This window comes from Rothia sp. SD9660Na (assembly GCF_030064065.1).
GTDB lineage: Bacteria > Actinomycetota > Actinomycetes > Actinomycetales > Micrococcaceae > Rothia.
This window is the reverse complement of sequence record NZ_CP125946.1, coordinates 1,820,595-1,838,878: the sequence shown is the minus strand read 5'-3', so window position 1 is coordinate 1,838,878 and position 18,284 is coordinate 1,820,595. Positions and strand designations below refer to the sequence as shown.

Annotated in this window: 15 protein-coding genes; 9 read left to right on the top strand and 6 right to left on the bottom strand. The window is 59.8% G+C overall.

Annotated elements, in window-relative coordinates; translation table 11 throughout:
• Positions 1-6: 6 nt before the first annotated feature.
• The 3 genes from QM007_RS08660 to QM007_RS08650 form a co-directional block, all read right to left on the bottom strand.
• Complete coding sequence (locus tag QM007_RS08660; protein WP_283489585.1) at positions 7-321, bottom strand: acyl-CoA carboxylase subunit epsilon; 315 nt, start codon at positions 319-321, stop codon at positions 7-9.
• A gap of 14 nt (positions 322-335) precedes the next feature.
• The gene (locus QM007_RS08655; RefSeq protein ID WP_283489584.1) at positions 336-1,940 is read right to left on the bottom strand and encodes an acyl-CoA carboxylase subunit beta; all 1,605 of its coding nucleotides are present in this window, start codon (positions 1,938-1,940) and stop codon (positions 336-338) included.
• A gap of 389 nt (positions 1,941-2,329) precedes the next feature.
• Complete coding sequence (locus QM007_RS08650) at positions 2,330-2,614, bottom strand: YciI family protein (RefSeq protein ID WP_283489583.1); 285 nt, start codon at positions 2,612-2,614, stop codon at positions 2,330-2,332.
• A gap of 116 nt (positions 2,615-2,730) precedes the next feature.
• Between QM007_RS08650 and QM007_RS08645 the strand changes: the two genes are divergently transcribed.
• From QM007_RS08645 to gatB, 9 genes are all read left to right on the top strand, one after another.
• Positions 2,731-3,579, top strand: a complete 849-nt coding sequence (locus QM007_RS08645) for a biotin--[acetyl-CoA-carboxylase] ligase (RefSeq protein ID WP_283489582.1) — start codon at positions 2,731-2,733, stop codon at positions 3,577-3,579.
• Positions 3,580-3,637: 58 nt separating this feature from the next.
• Positions 3,638-4,132: a PH domain-containing protein gene (locus tag QM007_RS08640; protein ID WP_283489581.1), complete on the top strand. Its 495-nt coding sequence runs from the start codon at positions 3,638-3,640 to the stop codon at positions 4,130-4,132.
• 221 nt (positions 4,133-4,353) lie between these two features.
• On the top strand, positions 4,354-5,481 hold the full coding sequence (locus QM007_RS08635; RefSeq protein ID WP_283489580.1) for an adenylate/guanylate cyclase domain-containing protein: 1,128 nt from the start codon (positions 4,354-4,356) through the stop codon (positions 5,479-5,481).
• Positions 5,478-6,554, top strand: coding sequence for a PP2C family protein-serine/threonine phosphatase (locus QM007_RS08630; protein WP_349361471.1), 1,077 nt, complete (start codon positions 5,478-5,480; stop codon positions 6,552-6,554). The genes QM007_RS08635 and QM007_RS08630 overlap by 4 nt, the downstream gene beginning before the upstream one ends.
• A 100-nt stretch (positions 6,555-6,654) precedes the next feature.
• Positions 6,655-8,811 carry an NAD-dependent DNA ligase LigA gene (ligA, locus tag QM007_RS08625; protein WP_283491022.1) on the top strand — a complete coding sequence of 719 codons (2,157 nt, stop codon included), beginning with the start codon at positions 6,655-6,657 and terminating at the stop codon, positions 8,809-8,811.
• Between the two features lie 540 nt (positions 8,812-9,351).
• Positions 9,352-10,026, top strand: a complete 675-nt coding sequence (locus QM007_RS08620; protein WP_283489579.1) for a LysM peptidoglycan-binding domain-containing protein — start codon at positions 9,352-9,354, stop codon at positions 10,024-10,026.
• Between the two features lie 157 nt (positions 10,027-10,183).
• Positions 10,184-10,480 (top strand): Asp-tRNA(Asn)/Glu-tRNA(Gln) amidotransferase subunit GatC, encoded by a 297-nt coding sequence (gene gatC, locus QM007_RS08615; protein WP_237197368.1) that lies wholly within the window; start codon positions 10,184-10,186, stop codon positions 10,478-10,480.
• Between the two features lie 9 nt (positions 10,481-10,489).
• Positions 10,490-12,079, top strand: a complete 1,590-nt coding sequence (gene gatA / locus QM007_RS08610) for an Asp-tRNA(Asn)/Glu-tRNA(Gln) amidotransferase subunit GatA (protein WP_283489578.1) — start codon at positions 10,490-10,492, stop codon at positions 12,077-12,079.
• A complete protein-coding gene (gene gatB, locus QM007_RS08605) occupies positions 12,080-13,585 on the top strand; it encodes an Asp-tRNA(Asn)/Glu-tRNA(Gln) amidotransferase subunit GatB (protein ID WP_283489577.1) in 1,506 nt (501 codons plus the stop codon). It begins immediately after the preceding gene.
• A 501-nt stretch (positions 13,586-14,086) separates the two neighbouring features.
• Here the strand turns inward: gatB and QM007_RS08600 are convergent.
• From QM007_RS08600 to QM007_RS08590, 3 genes are read right to left on the bottom strand one after another with little or no spacing between them, the layout of a single operon-like run.
• Positions 14,087-14,983: a hypothetical protein gene (locus tag QM007_RS08600; RefSeq protein ID WP_283489576.1), complete on the bottom strand. Its 897-nt coding sequence runs from the start codon at positions 14,981-14,983 to the stop codon at positions 14,087-14,089.
• A gap of 1 nt (position 14,984) precedes the next feature.
• Positions 14,985-16,025, bottom strand: a complete 1,041-nt coding sequence (locus QM007_RS08595; RefSeq protein ID WP_283489575.1) for a hypothetical protein — start codon at positions 16,023-16,025, stop codon at positions 14,985-14,987.
• Between the two features lie 8 nt (positions 16,026-16,033).
• A complete protein-coding gene (locus QM007_RS08590; RefSeq protein ID WP_283489574.1) occupies positions 16,034-18,217 on the bottom strand; it encodes a S9 family peptidase in 2,184 nt (727 codons plus the stop codon).
• Between the last annotated feature and the right edge of the window lie 67 nt (positions 18,218-18,284).

Here is an 18,284-nt window from a genome sequence, read left to right as displayed (position 1 = left end):
GGGGAACTACTGGGGGCGGGCCCGCTTCCAGGAGCCTGGCCCTGGGCGCAGTCGCATACCTAGGCGCTGGGTGTGGTTGAGGCGGCGCTGCCATATTTCCAGCGCGGTCTCCTGCTGGGAGTCGGCCTGGGCCTGCAGAGCCACCACGACGCTGGTCAGCGCAGCCAGCTCTTCTTCGGTGGGGTTACCCCGCACTACTGAAAACGCGGGGGTGGGTGCCTGCTGTTCACCGGCGTCCTGCCCCCGGTCTTCTGCATGGGCGGACGCCGGTGCCGGCTTCTTGCCGAAGCCCAGCAGGGATAGCGGATTGGGAGTTGCCATGTTCTACCTACCCCTTACAGCGGAATGTTGCCGTGCTTTTTAGCGGGGGAGGCTGCGCGCTTATCGCGCAGGGCCCGCAGAGAAGAAATGATGCGCACGCGAGTCTCGGAAGGGGCGATGACTTCGTCGATGTAGCCCAGCTCAGCAGCCTGGTAGGGGTTGAGTAGCTCCTCTTCGTACTTAGCAATGAGTTCAGCGCGTTTGGCCTCAACATCGCCACCTTCTTCGGCCACAGCGGCCAGTTCGCGGCGGTAGAGAATATTGACCGCGCCCTGGGCCCCCATCACGCCGATCTGGGCGGTGGGCCAAGCCAGGTTGATATCGGCTCCCAGTTTCTTCGAGCCCATCACGATGTAGGCCCCGCCATAGGCCTTACGGGTAATCACGGTAACCAGCGGAACGGTCGCCTCAGCATAAGCGTAGAGCAGTTTAGCGCCGCGGCGGATAATGCCGTTGAACTCCTGGTCGGTGCCGGGCAGGAAGCCGGGCACATCAACAAAGGTCAGAATCGGAATGTTGAAGGCATCGCAGTTACGCACGAAGCGGGCGGCCTTTTCAGAGGCGTTGATGTCGAGGGTGCCAGCGAACTGCATGGGCTGGTTGGCCACAATACCCACGGTCTTACCCTCAATCCGGGCATAACCAATCATCACGTTGGGGGCATAGAGGGCCTGCATCTCAAAGAAATGGCCATCGTCAACCACCGACTCAATCACAGCCCGCATATCGTAGGGCTGGTTAGCTGAATCGGGAATCAGTAGGTCAAGGTCAAGATCATCAACGGCAACCTCGGGGTCCTGGTCGTGATCCAGGGGGAAGGTCTCGGTGAGGTTATTGGAGGGCAGGAACTCAACGAGCTCGCGGACGAAATCAAAGGCGTCCTCTTCGTCCTCAGCCAAGTAGGTCGACGTACCCGTCACCGCATTGTGCTGGCGGGCACCGCCCAGGGTCTCCATATCGACCTCTTCACCGGTCACGGTCTTGATGACGTCGGGGCCGGTAATAAACATGTGGCTGGTCTTATCGACCATCACGATGTAATCAGTCAGGGCGGGGGAGTAGGCCGCACCACCGGCGCAGGGGCCCATAATCACCGAAATCTGCGGAATCACGCCCGAGGCTCGTACATTCATGCGGAAGATATCGGCAAACATAGCCAGCGAAGCAACGCCCTCCTGAATACGGGCGCCACCACCGTCATTAATGCCGATAATGGGGCAGCCATTCTTGAGAGCGAACTTCTGTACCTTCACAATCTTCTCACCATTGACCTGCGAGAGCGAACCACCGTAGACAGTGAAATCCTGGGAATAAACCGCAACCAGGCGGCCATCGATGGTGCCGTACCCTGAGACCAGCCCATCGCCCAGAGGCTTCTTCTTCTCCATACCAAAGGCCGTGGTGCGGTGTTTAGCCAGGGCATCGAACTCCACGAAGGACCCCTCATCAAGTAGCATCTCGATGCGCTCGCGGGCGGTCTGCTTGCCACGTTCGTGCTGGCGGTCGACGGGGCCCTGACCGGTGGGGGCAAGGGTCTGCTCGCGGCGAGCGTAGAAGTCAGCGATTTTACCGGCGGTAGTGGTCAAATCGTGGGCAACGGTGGTGGGGTTCTCGCTCATGCTGTGCCTGCCTCGTGCGCTGTGGGTCAATGGTGTGGGGTGACCTGGGATAAGGGTCATTCTTTTCAACTATAGATCTGCCGCCCCGCCCCAACCAAGTATTCTTGGGATTTTTGAGCGATTTTTCTAAATAAGGGTGTTTCGGGGGAGCTGGAGCAGGCTCACGCTCGCTGTCGACCCTCTCGCTGGTTCGCTAGCTGGCTCGCAAGCTCGCCAGATTCGCACCGAGATTTATTTTCCTCGCGCGCTCGGAATCTCGGTGCTCATCACCGACGATTCACGCCCCGCCTTGCGGCGGATTCTGTTCGCTCTTGTGTGCTGACGCACCCGCTCACTCCATCGAGCCAACAGCGTCGCTGTGAGCCTGCTTCAGCTCTAGTGCTTCTTGCTTACTTGCCGACCTTGCCAATCACAGCGTTCCATTCGCGCGCGGTGTAGCCGGTGAGTACGCCGCCGGTGCTCATGGGGTCAGCCGCAATAATGCGGTCGAGGTCGTTGCGGTCTTCGGCAACGAAGATGAGCAGGGCGCCTGCGGGGTCGCCGTCGAGGAAGGCGCCGGCTGCGTGCAGCTTGCCTTCTTCGTGGAGCTGGGCCAGGTATTCGCGGTGGGCGGGGCGGTGCTCAGCCTGCAGGTCGGCGGGGCCGTAGGAGTACTGCACAGCGTAGACGGTCATGGTAGAACCTTTCGTAGGGGTTAGACAGTTCCAGTATTGCACCGCTAGGCCGATCAGCCTGAGTGCGACCCCGTAGAATAGCGGTCAAAACTTAGTATGTGAGATAAGGAGTGTGCATGGGGCACCTTCAGGCTGACCTGGTTGATGTGAGCGGGTTTGAGCGGGTAGAGCTTCTGCCTTCGGTGGGATCAACCAATGAGTATGCCCGGCAGATTTTGGTGGGGGATGCCCTGGTGCGCCGCAGTTATGGGGAGCTCTCGCTGGTCTCCACCACAGACCAGAACGCGGGGAAAGGACGCCTGGATAGGGTCTGGGTGGCCCCGGCTGGGGCCGCTTTGGCAACCAGCTTTATCGTGCGTCCTCACGTTAACCCGGCCAACAGGGTTGCGCCTGACCACTATCACTGGTTTACCTCTTTAGCTGCCTTGGCTGCCTGCAATGTTTTTGAGCAGCTCTCAGGGCTGCACCCTACTATTAAGTGGCCTAACGACGTGCTGCTGGGTAACCGTAAGGCCTGCGGTATTTTGGCACAGCTCGTGATTGAGCCGGAGGGGCAGATTTCGGTTGTGGTGGGTATTGGGCTCAACCTGAACCTGGCGCGGGAAGATTTGCCCGTCCCTACCGCTACCAGCGCCCTACTAGAATCTGGGCAGCCGGTTGACTTGAACCGGGCGCTGACGGTCTTAGCTACCAGCTTCGCCCGCTACTACGGAGATTTCGCCGCTGCCGGGTTCGATGCAGATGCCTCTGCCAGCGAATCCTCATTGCTGACCCGTCTGCGGCAGCGGATGAGCACCCTGGGTACAACCTTAACTATTCACCTACCCGGGGATGAGACCTTTAGGGGTACCGGGGTTGAATTAACCGTAGAAGGGGAGCTGGTTGTCCGCTCCGATAGCGGCGAGGAGCGAAGCTTCACCGTGGGGGACGTGGTGCACGTGCGCCCCCAGGGGTACGGGCGCTAGCCGCCCATCCCGGAAAATATCGGGGAATCTTCAGGAAGCATCGATAGACTCACCAGTGATGAAACTACGAGGCGACCTCTACCCCGCAGAACACACCCTTGCCGCAACGCGCGCCCACGGGGTGTTGTTGGCGCGCCCTCTGACCTACTTTTTTCTTGCTATGACGGCCTGGAGCTTCGCCTCTGCCCTGGGGGTTGGTGCCCCTGTCTGGCGCTACCTGGCCCTGGCTCTTGCGCTGTGGCTGGTCTGGTTGGGCGTGCGAGGGGTGGCGCGCTGGGTGAACACCAGCTATCTGCTCACTAATGGCCGACTGGTGATTAGGTGGGGCTGGGGCCCCGGTCAGGACGTCAGTGTTCCGCTCGCTGAAATTGAAGGGGTGAGTGTGGGGCACCGGCGCCTGATGGGGCTAACCAATGCTGCTGCCCTGACTGTGCATGCCCGCGGGGTGCAGCACGTGCTGCGGGCCGTGCCCGACCCTGAACGTTTTAGTCGGGAGATTCAAGAGACCCAGCGAGCTCTGTTGAGCGGGTCTACCTCCCGCTACCGAGTGTAAACCCGCAATATCTGTCTGATAACCCTAAACAGGTTGTTTGGGTTCGAAAAAAGGTGACGGCGGGCATAGAATAGGCGATGGCGCTTAGCGGGTGGTGAACATTCCGTAGCCTGGCTCACAGCAACTGGGTATTCTTGAAGTAGGTAACTACTCGCCGTGCCAGCCCTAGACCTTACTACCTCTAGAACCACGCAGCACTAACCAAGAGAAGGAAGACTCCAGTGGAGAAGTCAGCCCCCGGTAGCGACCCCGCCAAACAGGCCGGAACCGCACCCAGCCGGAGCAGGCACCACCATAACCGCGTGCAAAGCCAGCTCTACCGTAGCGACGAAGCCCGACAGGGCGTGCTGGAACTTGAACGCGCTCTTCTGGGGGAAAACCGCAGCATGAAACGCGGTGAGGTGGCCGACGAAGCCGGGGTGCCCCTGCTCACCGCCCGTAAAATCTGGCGCTCCCTGGGGCTACCCAAACTCACCGACGACGACGCCTACTTTACCCACGCCGACAGCAAGGCCCTGACCACGGTTACCTCCCTTATTAAAGAGGGCAAACTTACCGAAGAAGCTGCTCTGTCCCTCACCCGCTCTGTGGGGCAGATGATGGACCGCATGGTGGTCTGGCAGATCGAGGCCCTGGTAGAAGATATGGTCATCAATGGCGGCCTGACCGATACCGAAGCCCGTGGCAAGCTTCTGAGCCTCCTCCCGCGCCTCATTGAAGACCTAGAAGACATCACCGTTTACGGCTACCGCCGCATGCTCAACTCGGCTATCTTGCGCCTGGCCCTGCGCGACGAAGAGGACGGCACCGACCTAGCAGACAACGACCTGCCCCTAGCCCGCGGCGTAGGTTTTGTTGACCTGGTCTCCTACACCTCACTCTCACGCGAAATGAACGAGCGCAACTTGGCCCGCCTGGTCAAGAACTTTGAGCAGCGCTGCGCCGAAGTCATTGCGGTAGGTGGCGGGCGCATTATTAAAACGGTAGGGGATGAGGTCATGTACCTGGTCGAATCCCCCGAAGACGGTGCCCGTATTGCCCTGACCCTCTCAAAACTTATCAGCGAAGACCCCCAGCTCCCCGAAGCTCGCGTATCCTTCGTCTGGGGCAGGGTGCTACCGCGTCTGGGTGACATCTACGGCCCCACCGTCAACCTGGCCTCCCGCTTGGTCGCGCTGACCGAACCCGGGGTCGTCCTCACTGACGCCTCCACCGCTGAAGCCCTAGAAGACGACAAGCGTTTTGTGCTCATCCCTCAAGGCGTGCGCAACGTGCGCGGCTTTGGCAACGTTAGGCCCGTGGCAATTACCCCGGGCATCGGTAATGAACTGGAGATCGATTTCGAATGACCACCGCCCCCAACCTCACTATCTACGCGGGCAAGTCAACCGACGTAGGCCAGTACCGCGACAACAACGAAGACTCCATGGTCGTTGCAGGCACTCTCTGCGTGGTTGCCGACGGCATGGGTGGGCACGAAAAGGGCGAAGTTGCCTCGCGCCTGTGCACCCGCACCCTGGCCTACGCCCAGATGTTCACCCGCCCCGGTGGCATGACCGAAGAAGAAGAGGCAGCTTTCCGGCAGGAGGTTGCCAGCGAAGCGCTCGGTGATGAACCGGGCGGACGCCGCCTGCGCAAGCGCCGCAAAGAAACCTCCGCCCTCAACCGCCAGATCCTCAAAACCCTCGATAAGATCAAGGAAATCATTGGTGAAGCCGATGAGGCCATCAAAAACGCCCTTGATCTACGAGCAGGAACAACCGTTACCGGTGCCTGGCTCACCCACATCGGGGAGCAGCAGATGTGGTTTATCTTCAACGTGGGCGACTCCCGCACCTACCGCCTAGTTCGGGCCGAAGAAGCCCAGGCCGAAGAGGCCCTCTCTATCTCTAACGGGCCGGTTGAGGGCCTAGAGCTGGAACAGATTACCGTAGATCACTCTGAGGTGCAGTACCTGGTCGACACCGGACAGATTACCGCTATGGAAGCTCTGACCCACCCCCGCCGCAACGTCATTACCCGAGCCCTGGGTACCGGTAACTACTGGGAACCCGACTTCTGGGTTATCCCCGCCCGCGAGGGCGACCGCCTGATGATGTGCTCCGACGGTCTTTCTGGCGAACTCTCCCACAACTACATGGCCAGGGTACTTGCTACCGTCGAGCACCCCCAGGATGCGGCGGACGTGCTCCAGATGGCTGCCCTGCGCGCAGGCGGACGGGACAACATCACCGTAATCGTGGCAGACGCTATAACCGTAGAGGACGCCGAAGCCCGTGCCGCCGAGCTCAAAGCCCTGACTGAGACCGACGCCCACGAGATTGTGGCCAACATTGACGGCTACGACTACCCCCACACCTCCACCACCGAAGAAGAACAGTTCCACTCTGAAAAAGAACTGCACCGGGGTATCAACGGCTAAAGTTCAGCCGGGGAGGTTATAGGGCAAAATAGATAGGGTGAGTGAAAACAAAGACCTTCCCGGTGTAGAAGAAGAAACCGTCCACGGCGTTGATCGCGACCTGGTCGAAGGCCAGGGCGTAGCTGCTGATATCAAGGAGCGCTACGCCCAGCTCGTTGATCAAGTTCGGGCCGCCCGCCAGAGCTACTACGTCAAGGACGCCCCCACCATCTCGGATGCCGAGTACGATGCTCTCTACCGTGAGCTCGAAAAGCTAGAAGCCCAGCACCCCGAACTGGTTGCTAACGACTCACCCACTCAGGAAGTCGGCGGCGAAGCCTCAGCAGCCTTTGCCCCCGTTACCCACCTGGCCCGCATGTACTCACTGGAAGACGTCTTCTCCCTCGAAGAGCTCGGTGCCTGGCTAGACCGCGCCGAAACCAACGCCCAAGAGATGACGGGCGCTCGCCCCACCTGGCTCACCGAACTCAAGATTGACGGCCTGGCGGTCAACCTGCTCTACCGCAAGGGCAAGCTGGTACGCGCCGCCACCCGTGGCGACGGAACCACCGGCGAAGACGTGACCCACAACGTCCTGACCATCGCCTCAATCCCTACCCAGCTCGCCGGTAGCAACCACCCCGAAGAAATCGAAATTCGCGGTGAAGTCTTTATCTCATCGGCTGACTTCAAGGCCCTCAACGAGCAGATGGTTGAACAGGGTAAGGCCCCCTTCGCCAACCCGCGAAATGCGGCAGCAGGCTCCCTGCGTCAGAAGGACGCCGCCCTGACCGCCGAGCGCCCCCTGAGTATGTTTGTGCACGGTATCGGCTCTCGCACCGGCCTGGATATCAACACCCAGTTCGAAACCTACACTCAACTTCAGGAGTGGGGTCTGCCCGTCAGCCCCTACTCCCAGCTGCTTACTAGCCGCTCAGAAATTCTTGAATTCATTGCAACCTACGGCGAAAAACGCCACTCCCTGGTACATGAAATCGACGGCATCGTTATTAAGGTCAATGATTTTTCCACCCAGGAGCGCCTGGGCTACACCTCCCGCGTGCCCCGCTGGGCCGTGGCCTACAAGTACCCGCCCGAAGAGGTCAACACTAAGCTGCTCGATATCCGGGTGGGGGTTGGCCGTACCGGCCGCGTAACCCCCTTCGGCGTGATGGAGCCGGTTAAGGTGGCTGGCTCAACGGTTGAAATGGCGACCCTGCACAATCAGGATGTAGTCAAGGCCAAGGGCGTGCTCGTCGGCGATACCGTGGTACTGCGCAAGGCAGGGGACGTCATCCCCGAGATTGTGGGGCCCGTGGTGGCCCTGCGCGATGGCAGCGAACGGGAATTCGTGATGCCCACCGACTGCCCCTCCTGCGGTCAGCCCCTGGCGCCCGCTAAGGACGGCGACGTAGACATCCGCTGCCTCAATGCCCGCTCCTGCCCCGCCCAGCTCACCGAGCGCGTTAACCATCTGGCCGGGCGCGGTGCTTTCGATATCGAGGCTCTAGGCTATGAGGCTGCTAAGGCCCTGACCAACCCGGCTGCCCCTGAACAGGCCCCGCTTATTTCTGAAGCCTTCCTCTTTGATCTCACCGCTGAGGACCTGGCCGATGTGCGCATCGAGCGCGAGAAAAAGGTCAAGGGGGAGCCCACCGGCAAAACTGAGCTGGTTCCCTACTTCTATACGCGGGGTACCGCGAAGAAGCCGAGTGCCCCTACCCGCAATACCGAAAAGCTCTTTGAGCAGCTAGATAAGGCAAAGAGCCAACCCCTGTGGCGGGTGCTGGTTGCCCTCTCTATTCGGCACGTGGGGCCCACCGCGGCTAGGGCCTTAGCGACCGAGTTCGGGTCGATGGACGCAATTCGTGAAGCTAGCGAGGAGCGCCTGGCAGGTGTTGACGGAGTGGGCTCCATCATTGCTAGCTCCCTCAAGGAATGGTTTGCTGAAGACTGGCACCGCGAAATCGTGGATCGCTGGGCAGCAGCCGGCGTGCGGATGGAGGACGAACGTGATGCCTCAATTGAACGCACTCTTGAAGGCCTCACCATCGTGGTGACTGGAACCCTGGCTCGTTTTACCCGCGATAGCGCGAAAGAAGCCATTATTGTGCGCGGTGGAAAGGCCTCGGGGTCGGTGTCGAAGAAGACCAGCTATCTGGTGGCAGGTGAATCCGCTGGTTCTAAGCTCGATAAAGCTGAACAGCTGGGTGTGATGGTGCTGGATGAAGAAGGTTTTGAGGCGCTTTTGGCACAGGGGCCGGAGGCCCTTACCTAGCGGCTAGGTCACAGGCAGGTCACAGGATTTTTTGATTCTGTGACCTAAATGTGACCTATACCCCTGTTCGCCACGGGGTGAGTGGTAGAAAATTTAAGAAATTTTTAAGGGCCTAGCAACCTGACTTAAAAACAGACAAGCTCCTGCCAGGTGAGTAGTGTGTGACTCTCTTAACCCGCAGAAATATGCGCTTTGCCCCGGTGTTAAGGGTGATACAAGCTTGTCTTTAAAACCTGCTGCCCTCTAGGGTGATGGGGGTCTCTGTGACAGGCGTGGTGAGTGTTCTGTCTCAAAAATGGGTTGGCAAAGCCGAAATCGTTACGTTATCGTTATCAACGAATCAAAAAACGACCGTCGAACCAAAGGTACGACGGTCTATAGCTCACAGTGGAAGCTGTGGGCGCATGCTGGGCTCTACCGCACACCTGATGCCGTCTACAGGGTAAAGCCTCAAATAATCCACTCAACGATTACGGGTAGACGGCAATGCAATGACGCCCAGGGATGGGAAGAGCGTAAGGTGGCCTCACGGAGCATTTCATGACTTCCAACATTCGTCGTTCAGCAGCAGTACTTGCAATCGGTGGCGCAGCAGCAGCAAGTCTGGCCGCTACCCCCGCAGCCAACGCCGCTCCCCTCGAAGCTTGGGAAGCTCTCGCACAGTGCGAGTCAGGTGGCAACTGGTCCATCAACACCGGCAACGGCTACTACGGTGGCCTGCAGTTCTCACTGTCCTCATGGGCAGCCGCAGGCGGCACCGGCAACCCCGCAGCTGCTTCAAAGGCAGAGCAGATCCGCGTTGCTGAAAACCTCCTTCAGATGCAGGGCTGGGGCGCATGGCCTTCATGCTCCGCTCGTCTGAACCTCTACGCTTACGGCACCAGCAGCGCACCCGCAGCTGTAGCTGTAGCTGAAACCCCCGCAGCAACCACCACTGTTGCCCCCCAGGCAACCCAGGTAACTGAAGTTGCAGCAGCTCCTGTTGTTGTGGAAGCCCCCGCTGTCGAAGCTGCACCTGCACCCGCAGCAGAGGTTGTTGCCGAAGCAGCACCTGCAGCTAACACCTACACCGTCAAGGCTGGCGACACCCTGTCAGAAATTGCTTACGCTCACGGCTTCAACGGCTGGGACGAAGTACTGGCAGCTAACGCTGACCTGATTCAGGACGCTGACCTGATTGAAATCGGTTGGGTTCTGACCATCCCCGCTAAGTAAGACCTCTTAGGCACTGAGACTTTTAGCGGACTCTGATCTCACACCATCGTCCCCTCACCTGCACAGGTGAGGGGACGATTCTTTTTTAAATCGTGTTATGCCCGCTGGCGGGCTAAGATAGAGACTGAAAACCTATGTCTAACTCGTGGAAGTGATTATGTCTGCTATTACGAGTGAGCAGGTGGCACACCTTGCCATGCTGGCTCATATCGAGATGACTGATGAAGAGCTGGCTGCTATGGCCGCTGAGCTCGACGTCATCGTAGAATCCGTCAAGTCAGTCTCAGACGCCGTCTCAGACGATATCCCGGCAACCAGCCACCCCATCCCGCTCAAGAACGTCTTCCGCGAAGACGTGGTGGGTGAGACCCTGACCGCTGAAGAAGCTCTCTCGGGTGCCCCTGACGCCGAAGACGGCAAGTTCAAGGTTCCGGCAATTTTGGACGAAGACTAAGGAGCGGGCATGAACGACATCATCAAACTTTCTGCAGCAGAACTTGCTGACAAGCTGGCCGCAGGGGAACTGACTTCTGTTGAAGCAACCCAGGCCTACATCGACCACATCATCGCCACCGACGGTGAACCCCTAGACGCAGAAAACCGCGCAGCCGGCAAGAGCGGCCTCAATGCCTTCCTGCACCTCAACGCTGAAGAGGCCCTGGAAGTTGCTGCCGCCGTGGATGCAGACCGTGCCGCCGGCAAAGAACTACCTGCCCTAGCAGGCGTCCCCATCGCCGTTAAAGACCTCATTGTCACCAAGGGCCAGCCCACCACCGCAGCTTCCCGTATGCTCGAGGGCTGGATGAGCCCCTACGACGGCACCGTCACCCAGAAGATCCGCGAAGCTCGTATGCCCATCCTGGGTAAGACCAACCTCGACGAGTTCGCCATGGGCTCCACCACCGAGCACTCAGCTTTCGGTGTTACCCGCAACCCCTGGGCCCTAGACCGTATTCCCGGTGGCTCCGGCGGTGGCTCCGCTGTAGCAGTAGCTGCCTTCCAGGCCCCCCTGGCCCTGGGCACCGATACCGGTGGCTCCATTCGTCAGCCTGCAGCCGTCACCGGCTCGGTTGGCGTCAAGCCCACCTACGGCTCGGTCTCCCGCTATGGCGTCATCGCCATGGCCTCATCCCTGGACCAGGTCGGCCCCTGCGCCCGCACCGTCCTCGATACCGCCCTGCTGCACGAGGTCATTGGTGGTCACGACCCCAAGGACTCCACCTCCCTGAATGAGCCCGTCCCCGCCTACGCGGCCGCCGCCCGCGCCGGTGCCGCTGAAGGTGGCCTCAAGGGCCTGCGCGTCGGCGTTATCAAGGAACTGACCGGCGAGGGTTTCCAGCTCGGCGTTATGGCCCGCTTCAATGAGTCTCTGGAGCTGCTCAAGGAAGCTGGCGCAGAAATCGTTGAGGTCTCCCTGCCCTCCGTCAAGGAAGCAATCGGGGCTTACTACCTGATTATGTCCTCCGAGGTCTCATCCAACCTGGCCAAGTACGACGGCGTCCGCTTCGGTCTGCGTAAGCTGCCTGAAGAAGGCAATGTCACCATCGAACGTGTCATGGCAGCTTCCCGTGCCGCAGGTTTCGGCTCAGAAGCCAAGCGCCGCATCATCCTGGGTACCTACGCCCTGTCCGCTGGCTATTACGATGCCTACTACGGCTCAGCCCAGAAGGTGCGCACCCTGATTCAGCGCGACTACGCCAAGGCATTTGAGGTTGCAGACGTGCTGATTAGCCCCACCGCTCCCACCACCGCCTACAAGCTAGGGGAGAAGACCAAGGGCGACCCCATGGCCATGTACAAGGGAGATATCGCCACCGTACCCACCAACCTGGCCGGTGTGCCCTCCCTGTCCCTTCCCGGTGGCCTGGCAGATGAGGACGGGCTGCCCGTCGGTATCCAGTTCACCGCACCTGCCCACGAGGATGCCCGCCTCTACCGCGCCGGTGCTGGCCTGGAAGCCCTGCTGACCGCTAAGTGGGGTGGCTACCTGCACGAGCAGCTGCCCGATACCGCCGCCCTGATTCGTGACTTTGACTTCGAGGGAGCTAAGTAAATGTCTGACGAAATCCTGTCGTTTGAAGAAGCCATGGAGAAGTACGACCCCGTACTTGGCTTCGAGGTTCACGTAGAACTCAACACTAAGACCAAGATGTTCGACGCCGCCCCCAACGAATTCGGCGATACCCCGAATACCAACATCACCCCCGTCTCGTTGGGCCTGCCCGGTGTGCTGCCGGTGGTCAACGGCAAGGCTGTTGAATCCGCTATCAAGCTGGGCTTGGCACTGGGCTGCGAGATCGCACCCATTAGCCACTTTGCACGCAAGAACTACTTTTACCCCGATACCCCCAAGAACTTCCAGACCTCCCAGTATGATGAGCCCATCGCCGCTAATGGGTCCCTGGACGTTGAGCTGGAGGACGGCACCGTCTTCACCATCGACATCGAGCGTGCCCACATGGAAGAAGACGCTGGCAAGCTGACCCACAAGGGCGGCACCGCTGGCCGTATTCAGGGCGCAGACTTCTCCCTGGTCGACTACAACCGCGCCGGTGTTCCCCTGATTGAAATTGTTACCCGCCCCATCGTGGGTGCGGGCGACAAGGCTCCTGAACTGGCCCGCGCCTACGTGGCTGCGATTCGCGAAATCGTCAAGAACCTGGGTATCTCCGACGCCCGCATGGAGCGCGGTAACGTCCGCTGCGACGCCAACGTCTCGCTCATGCCCAAGGGTTCCACCGAGTTCGGTACCCGCTCAGAAACCAAGAACGTCAACTCCCTGCGTTCGGTTGAGCGTGCGGTGCGCTACGAGATTCAGCGTCACGCGGCCGTCCTCGAAGCAGGCGAAAAGGTTGTTCAGGAAACCCGCCACTGGCACGAAGACACCCGCGAGACCACCAGTGGCCGCCCCAAGTCTGATGCCGACGACTACCGTTACTTCCCCGAGCCTGACCTGGTTCCGGTTGTCACCGACGAAGAGTGGATTGAGCGCCTACGCGCCGAGCTGCCCGAGCCTCCCGCCGAGCGCCGCCGCCGCCTCAAAGCCGACTGGGGCTTCTCGGACGAAGAGTTCCGCGACGTGGTCAACGCCGGTGCTATGGACGCCATCGAAGAGACCGTCGCCGCCGGTGCTCCCGCCTCAGTTGCTCGTAAGTGGTGGATGGGCGAGATTGCCCGTATCGCCAAGGAGCGCGAGGTTGAGCTGACCGAAACCGGTGCAACCGCCGCTACTATCGTTGAGCTCAACCAGCTGATTGAGGGTAAGAAGATTAACGATAAGATTGCCCGCCAGGTACTCGGCTTCGTAATCGAGGGTGAGGGCAGCCCGGCTGAGATTGTTGAGAAGCGCGGCCTGGCCGTCGTCTCTGATGACTCGGCCCTGACCGCTGCTATCGACGAGGCTCTGGCCGCTATGCCCGATGTTGCCGATAAGATCCGCGCCGGTAAGGTGCAGGCCGCTGGCGCCGTGGTCGGCCAGGTTATGAAGGCTACCCGCGGTCAGGCAGATGCCGGACGCGTGCGCGAGCTGATTCTCGAAAAGCTGGGTGTTGAGGGCTAAACCCCTTCTCTGGTCAATCTACTGACCGGGCGTTCTCCCCTGTGGGCGAGGGCGCCCGGTTTTTCTTGCCCTGGAGGAGAAAGGGCACAAAGAAGGCGCCCGCTCTGGGAAAGAGGGGCGCCTTATTACTTTGCACCGCGGATAGGGTTCTGGGGTAAAGAGCTCTACCAGGTGAACGGTCGGCGTGCTAGGGAAAACTAACCGACCGCTAGGTTAGGTAGCAAAAATCGCACTAAAGCTACCTAGTGTCTCGATTTAACACGGTGAGAGACCCTCACACTAGTACAGAGGGGGGAAACTAGGAGCGAAAAACATGCACCAGGGGCGGGATGTTCTTTTCAGAAGCTCTGAGTCTCGAACACCGGTTAGATTATCGAGTGTAAGGAAAGATGGTTACCACATCCACCAAACCTTACACGTTTAGGTTATGTTCTCCCACGTCTCGCTTATATCGCAGTTTTACGGTGGGGGCGAAAATTTTTTTTGGTTGAAACTATTGGTCTAGGGAGCGGGCGCCCAGGTAAGGGCCAGCGTGGTGTCTTTTAGGCTGGGGTAGAAGTGGGAGAGGTAGTCGGTGACGGTGTCAGCACAGGTGGTGATGATGGGGGAGGCACCAGCGGACGTCTGCTCGGTGAAGCTTACAGCTAGGGGGCTGCCTGCTGCGGTGAGTTTGATGGCTGCGGAGTAGCTGCGGTGGGTGAAGGGCAAAAGGAGCTGGTAGCTGCCGTCCGCCTGGGGCTGGACGGTGCCGCGGATGCTGAAACGCAGCATGAAGGTTTGCAGGGGCTGAATGAAGGTAGCGGGGGTGAACACCCATTCCTGGTCTTCGTCGACGCGTGATACCGAAAAGTTCTGGTCAACGCAGGTAAGTTCCTGCCCCTGGGGTAGGGCAAAGACGAAGGCCGAGCAGCCTGATTCGAGGCTGAGCAGGGTGTAGGTGGCGTTGAGGGTAAAGGTACCGGGAGCAGCCGGGTCAAGCTGAATGTCGAGGTAGCAGCTTGAGGTGAGCACCTGGGGGCTGGTGCGGAGGAACTGGACGGTTTCTGAGTCGTCGAAACCTTGAGTGGCTGCCTTGTGGAGGGCTTTTTGGGTGCGCTCGTCGAAGCCGAAGGTTTCGCTGAACAGGTCGATGGTTTCGCTGCTGATGTGTTCACCGGTGATGGCGCGACGAACCCGGTCTTTGTACTTGTGGGGCGGGATTTCTAGGCCGTAGACGGTGTGCTGGTGGGCGCTGATGGCGCGGGCGATAGCCCTGATAGAGAAGGGGTTGGCTTCGCCCAGTTTTTCGTGGTGGATGTAGCGTTCCCAGGTGTCGCGCACATAGGGTTCCAAGAGCTCTGAGCGGAGCAGGGCGCTGACCAGGTGGGTGGTTGATGCTGAGCTGGGTGTAGTGGGCATGCTATGAGTTGGGGTCGGCGGGGGTGAGGCGGGAGAGCCAGGCGGGGCCATCCCCGTGGTAGTGGCGGACAGCTCCATCATGGTCTGATTCCCAAAAGTAGGCGAAGACAGTGTCTTCGGCGATGGGGAAGCTCATAGAGTAGCGCAGCTGAGCGGGAAGCTCTATCACTTCGAGCAGGTTTTCATCGCGCATGGCTTGGGACCAGATTTTCTGGTGCATATTGGTGGGCGGGGCATCGAAGGTAAGGGCCATGCTGGTGTTGAAGCGGGCTGGCGTAAAAGGCCCTAGAGAAGCGTAGTTGAACTTCTCTCGTTTACGGAGCATGGGTTCAATATTGAGGTCGATCCGGTAGCGGATCTGGTGTACCTGGCCGTAGCGAATAGGGTAGGGCGTCCTAATAGCTAGCTGCCACATGGTGTTGTCCGGGTGGTGGATGTGGGCACGTTCGTGCTCGTTCATGGAGACCAGCTCGCCGCCCTCAAGCAGGGTGACGGTAGAATCCGTGGACTCGAAGCGGGGGGAGATGAGGGTGAGCTCATCTACCTCAGAGCAGATAATCTCGGTGACGATGATGTGGCGCATGAACCCGAAACGGTCGACGTGGCCGTCCATCAGAGTGGAGAGGGAGGTGTAGTTGCGGGTGTCGATGGTGCTTTCGGCGCTGGTGAGGGTCTCTGCCCGCTGGGCAAGCTTTCGGCTGAGGCTGTGGGCTGAGAGGGCCCGCTGCAGTTCTCTGGCTTCGGCTGCGGTGAACTCGAAGGCTGTGATGAACATGTGGGCGGTGGCGTCCGAAATTGCTTCGCCGTTCAGGGCGCGCGAGACCCTGTCTTTGATGGTTGCTGGGTCGATGTCCTGGTTCAGGTAGTCAGAAAGCTCGTAGGCGATGAAGGTGGCTACGGCTCGTTGGTTGATGGAGTTACCCCGGCGTCTTTGCACGTGCCGCATCCACTTTTCCCGGTAGGGCGGCTTATTCAGCAGGGAGAGTAGGATTTCGTGGGGGACGCGCGGGGTGAGATCTACTAGATCAGTGGACGTTGGCATCGGCGGGTTTACTCCGTGACGCTAGTGGCACCCAGGTGGGTGAGCAGGAAGGAGTAGTCCCAGGCGATTTCGCGCCAGGCGGTGTAGCGGCCTGAGCCGCCGCCGTGGCCGCCGTCCATCTCAATTTTGAGCAGGGGAGTGGGGGAGGCCGGGTCGATGGTTTCGCGCAGGGCTGCTACCCACTTAGCCGGTTCGACGTAGAAGACGCGGGTGTCGTTGAGGGAAGTAACCGCTGCGATGGCAGGGTATTTCACGGGGCGGATGTTCTCGTAGGGGGTATAGGACTTCATGTAGTCGTAGACCTCCTTGTCGGTGATGGGGTTGCCCCATTCTTCCCATTCCAGGGCCGAGAGCGGCAGGTTAGGGTCAAGAATGGTGGTCAGGGCATCCACGAAGGGTACCTGGGCCAGGCAGGCTGCGTACTTTTCGGGGGCCATGTTGACGACGGCACCCATGAGCAGGCCGCCGGCTGATCCACCCATAATGCCGATACGAGCAGCGTCCACCCAGGCCTGGGAGGCGAGGAAGTCGGTGGCGTCGATGAAGTCGGTGAAGGTGTTTTTCTTAGCCAGCTTCTTGCCCTCGGTGTACCAGGCACGGCCCATTTCGCCGCCACCGCGGATGTGGGCAACGACGAAGATGACGCCGCGGTCCAGCACGCTCAGGCGGGCGGTGGAGAAATAGGGGTCCATGGAGGATTCATAGGACCCGTAGCCGTACTGAATCAGGGGGTTTTTCTGGGTCTTATCGAGGTCGGCGCGGTGCATGACAGAGAGCGGAATCATGGCTCCGTCGGCAGCCGGTGCCCACATACGGTAGGCGGTGTAGTTCTCGGGCTCGTAACCGATCACGGGGGTGCGGCGGCGCAGCACCAGATCGTCGGTATCGGGGAAGTATTCGTAGACGCTGCTGGGGGTGAGGTAGGAGGTGTAGTTCAGGCGGATGACCGGGGACATGATATTCACACCCGAGAAAGCCGAGGTGTAGAGCTCTTCGGTAAAGCCGCCGGGCTCATAGAGGTCAATGCCCTGGGGGTGGGCTGCGGCAACCTGCTCCGCAAGAGCGGTACGCGGGGCAACGAATACCTTAACGGTGGTGTTCTCACGGGCCATGAGCACCAGATGGTTGCGGGAGAACTTCACGGACTCAAGGCGGACGTCCTCGCGGTGGGGCACCAGGGGAATCCAGCTGGCCTTGAAATCGGCAAAGGGCACGTACTCTTCCCGCAGGGGAGCCAGTACGATTTCACCGTTGGGGGCCTCGTGGTTATGGCCGATGACCAGATAGCCGGTGCCCTCCACGTCGATGATATCGGTGGAGTACTCGATACCGGCGTTCCGCTTCATAATGAGGGTGGGCTCTAGCTGGCCCAGCTCGTGGATATTGATAATGCGGGTCTCTGAGTACTCAGAGTTGGATGAGGTAATGACTACGTGGGTACGGGAGGACGACATGCCAGCACCCAACCAGAGGCCGTTATCGTCCTCGCGGTAGAGGGCAAAATCTTCAGAGGCGCTGGTGCCAATGGCGTGGGCACGCACTTCGTAGGGGCGCCAGGACTCATCGGCCACCGAATAAATCAGGTGCTTGGCTCCAGAGGCAAAGAAGGCCCCTGCAAAGACGTCCTCAATTTTCTCTTCCAGAATCTCTCCGGTATCGAGGTTCTTGAAGTACTGGGTGTAGCGCTCATCGCCTGAATCGTCCACACCGAAGGTCAGCAAGGAACCGTCGCGGGTGACCTGGAAGGATCCCAGGGAGAAAAAGGCCATATCGCGGGCAAATTCGTTGCAGTCCAGCACCACCTGCTCACCGTCGAGCGGTTCACCGGGACGGACGACCGGCGGCTGGTAGCGCTCTTCAACGCTACCCTCGGTCAGGGCAGGGACGCGGCACATGACCGGGTACTGCTCACCGGCAACCGTGCGATTAAAGTACCACCAGGCCCCGCGGCGCGAGGGCACAGACATATCGGTGAGCTGGGTACGGCCCTTAATCTCTTCAAAAATAGCGTCCCGAAGGGGCTGTTGATCTTCTGTGACCGCCTCGGTAAAGGCGTTCTCAGCGCGTAGATGCTCTAGAACCTCGGCGCTTTCCTTATCGCGCAACCACTCGTAGTGATCAACAAAAGTATCACCGTGATGGGTGCGCGCAAGGGGCACGCGCTTGGCAAGAGGAGGAGTCAGAGACATCATCAGCCCTTTCGTAAAAACTCGCTTCCCACCATTCTAAATGACGCTCACAGAACGTAACGTACGCAAT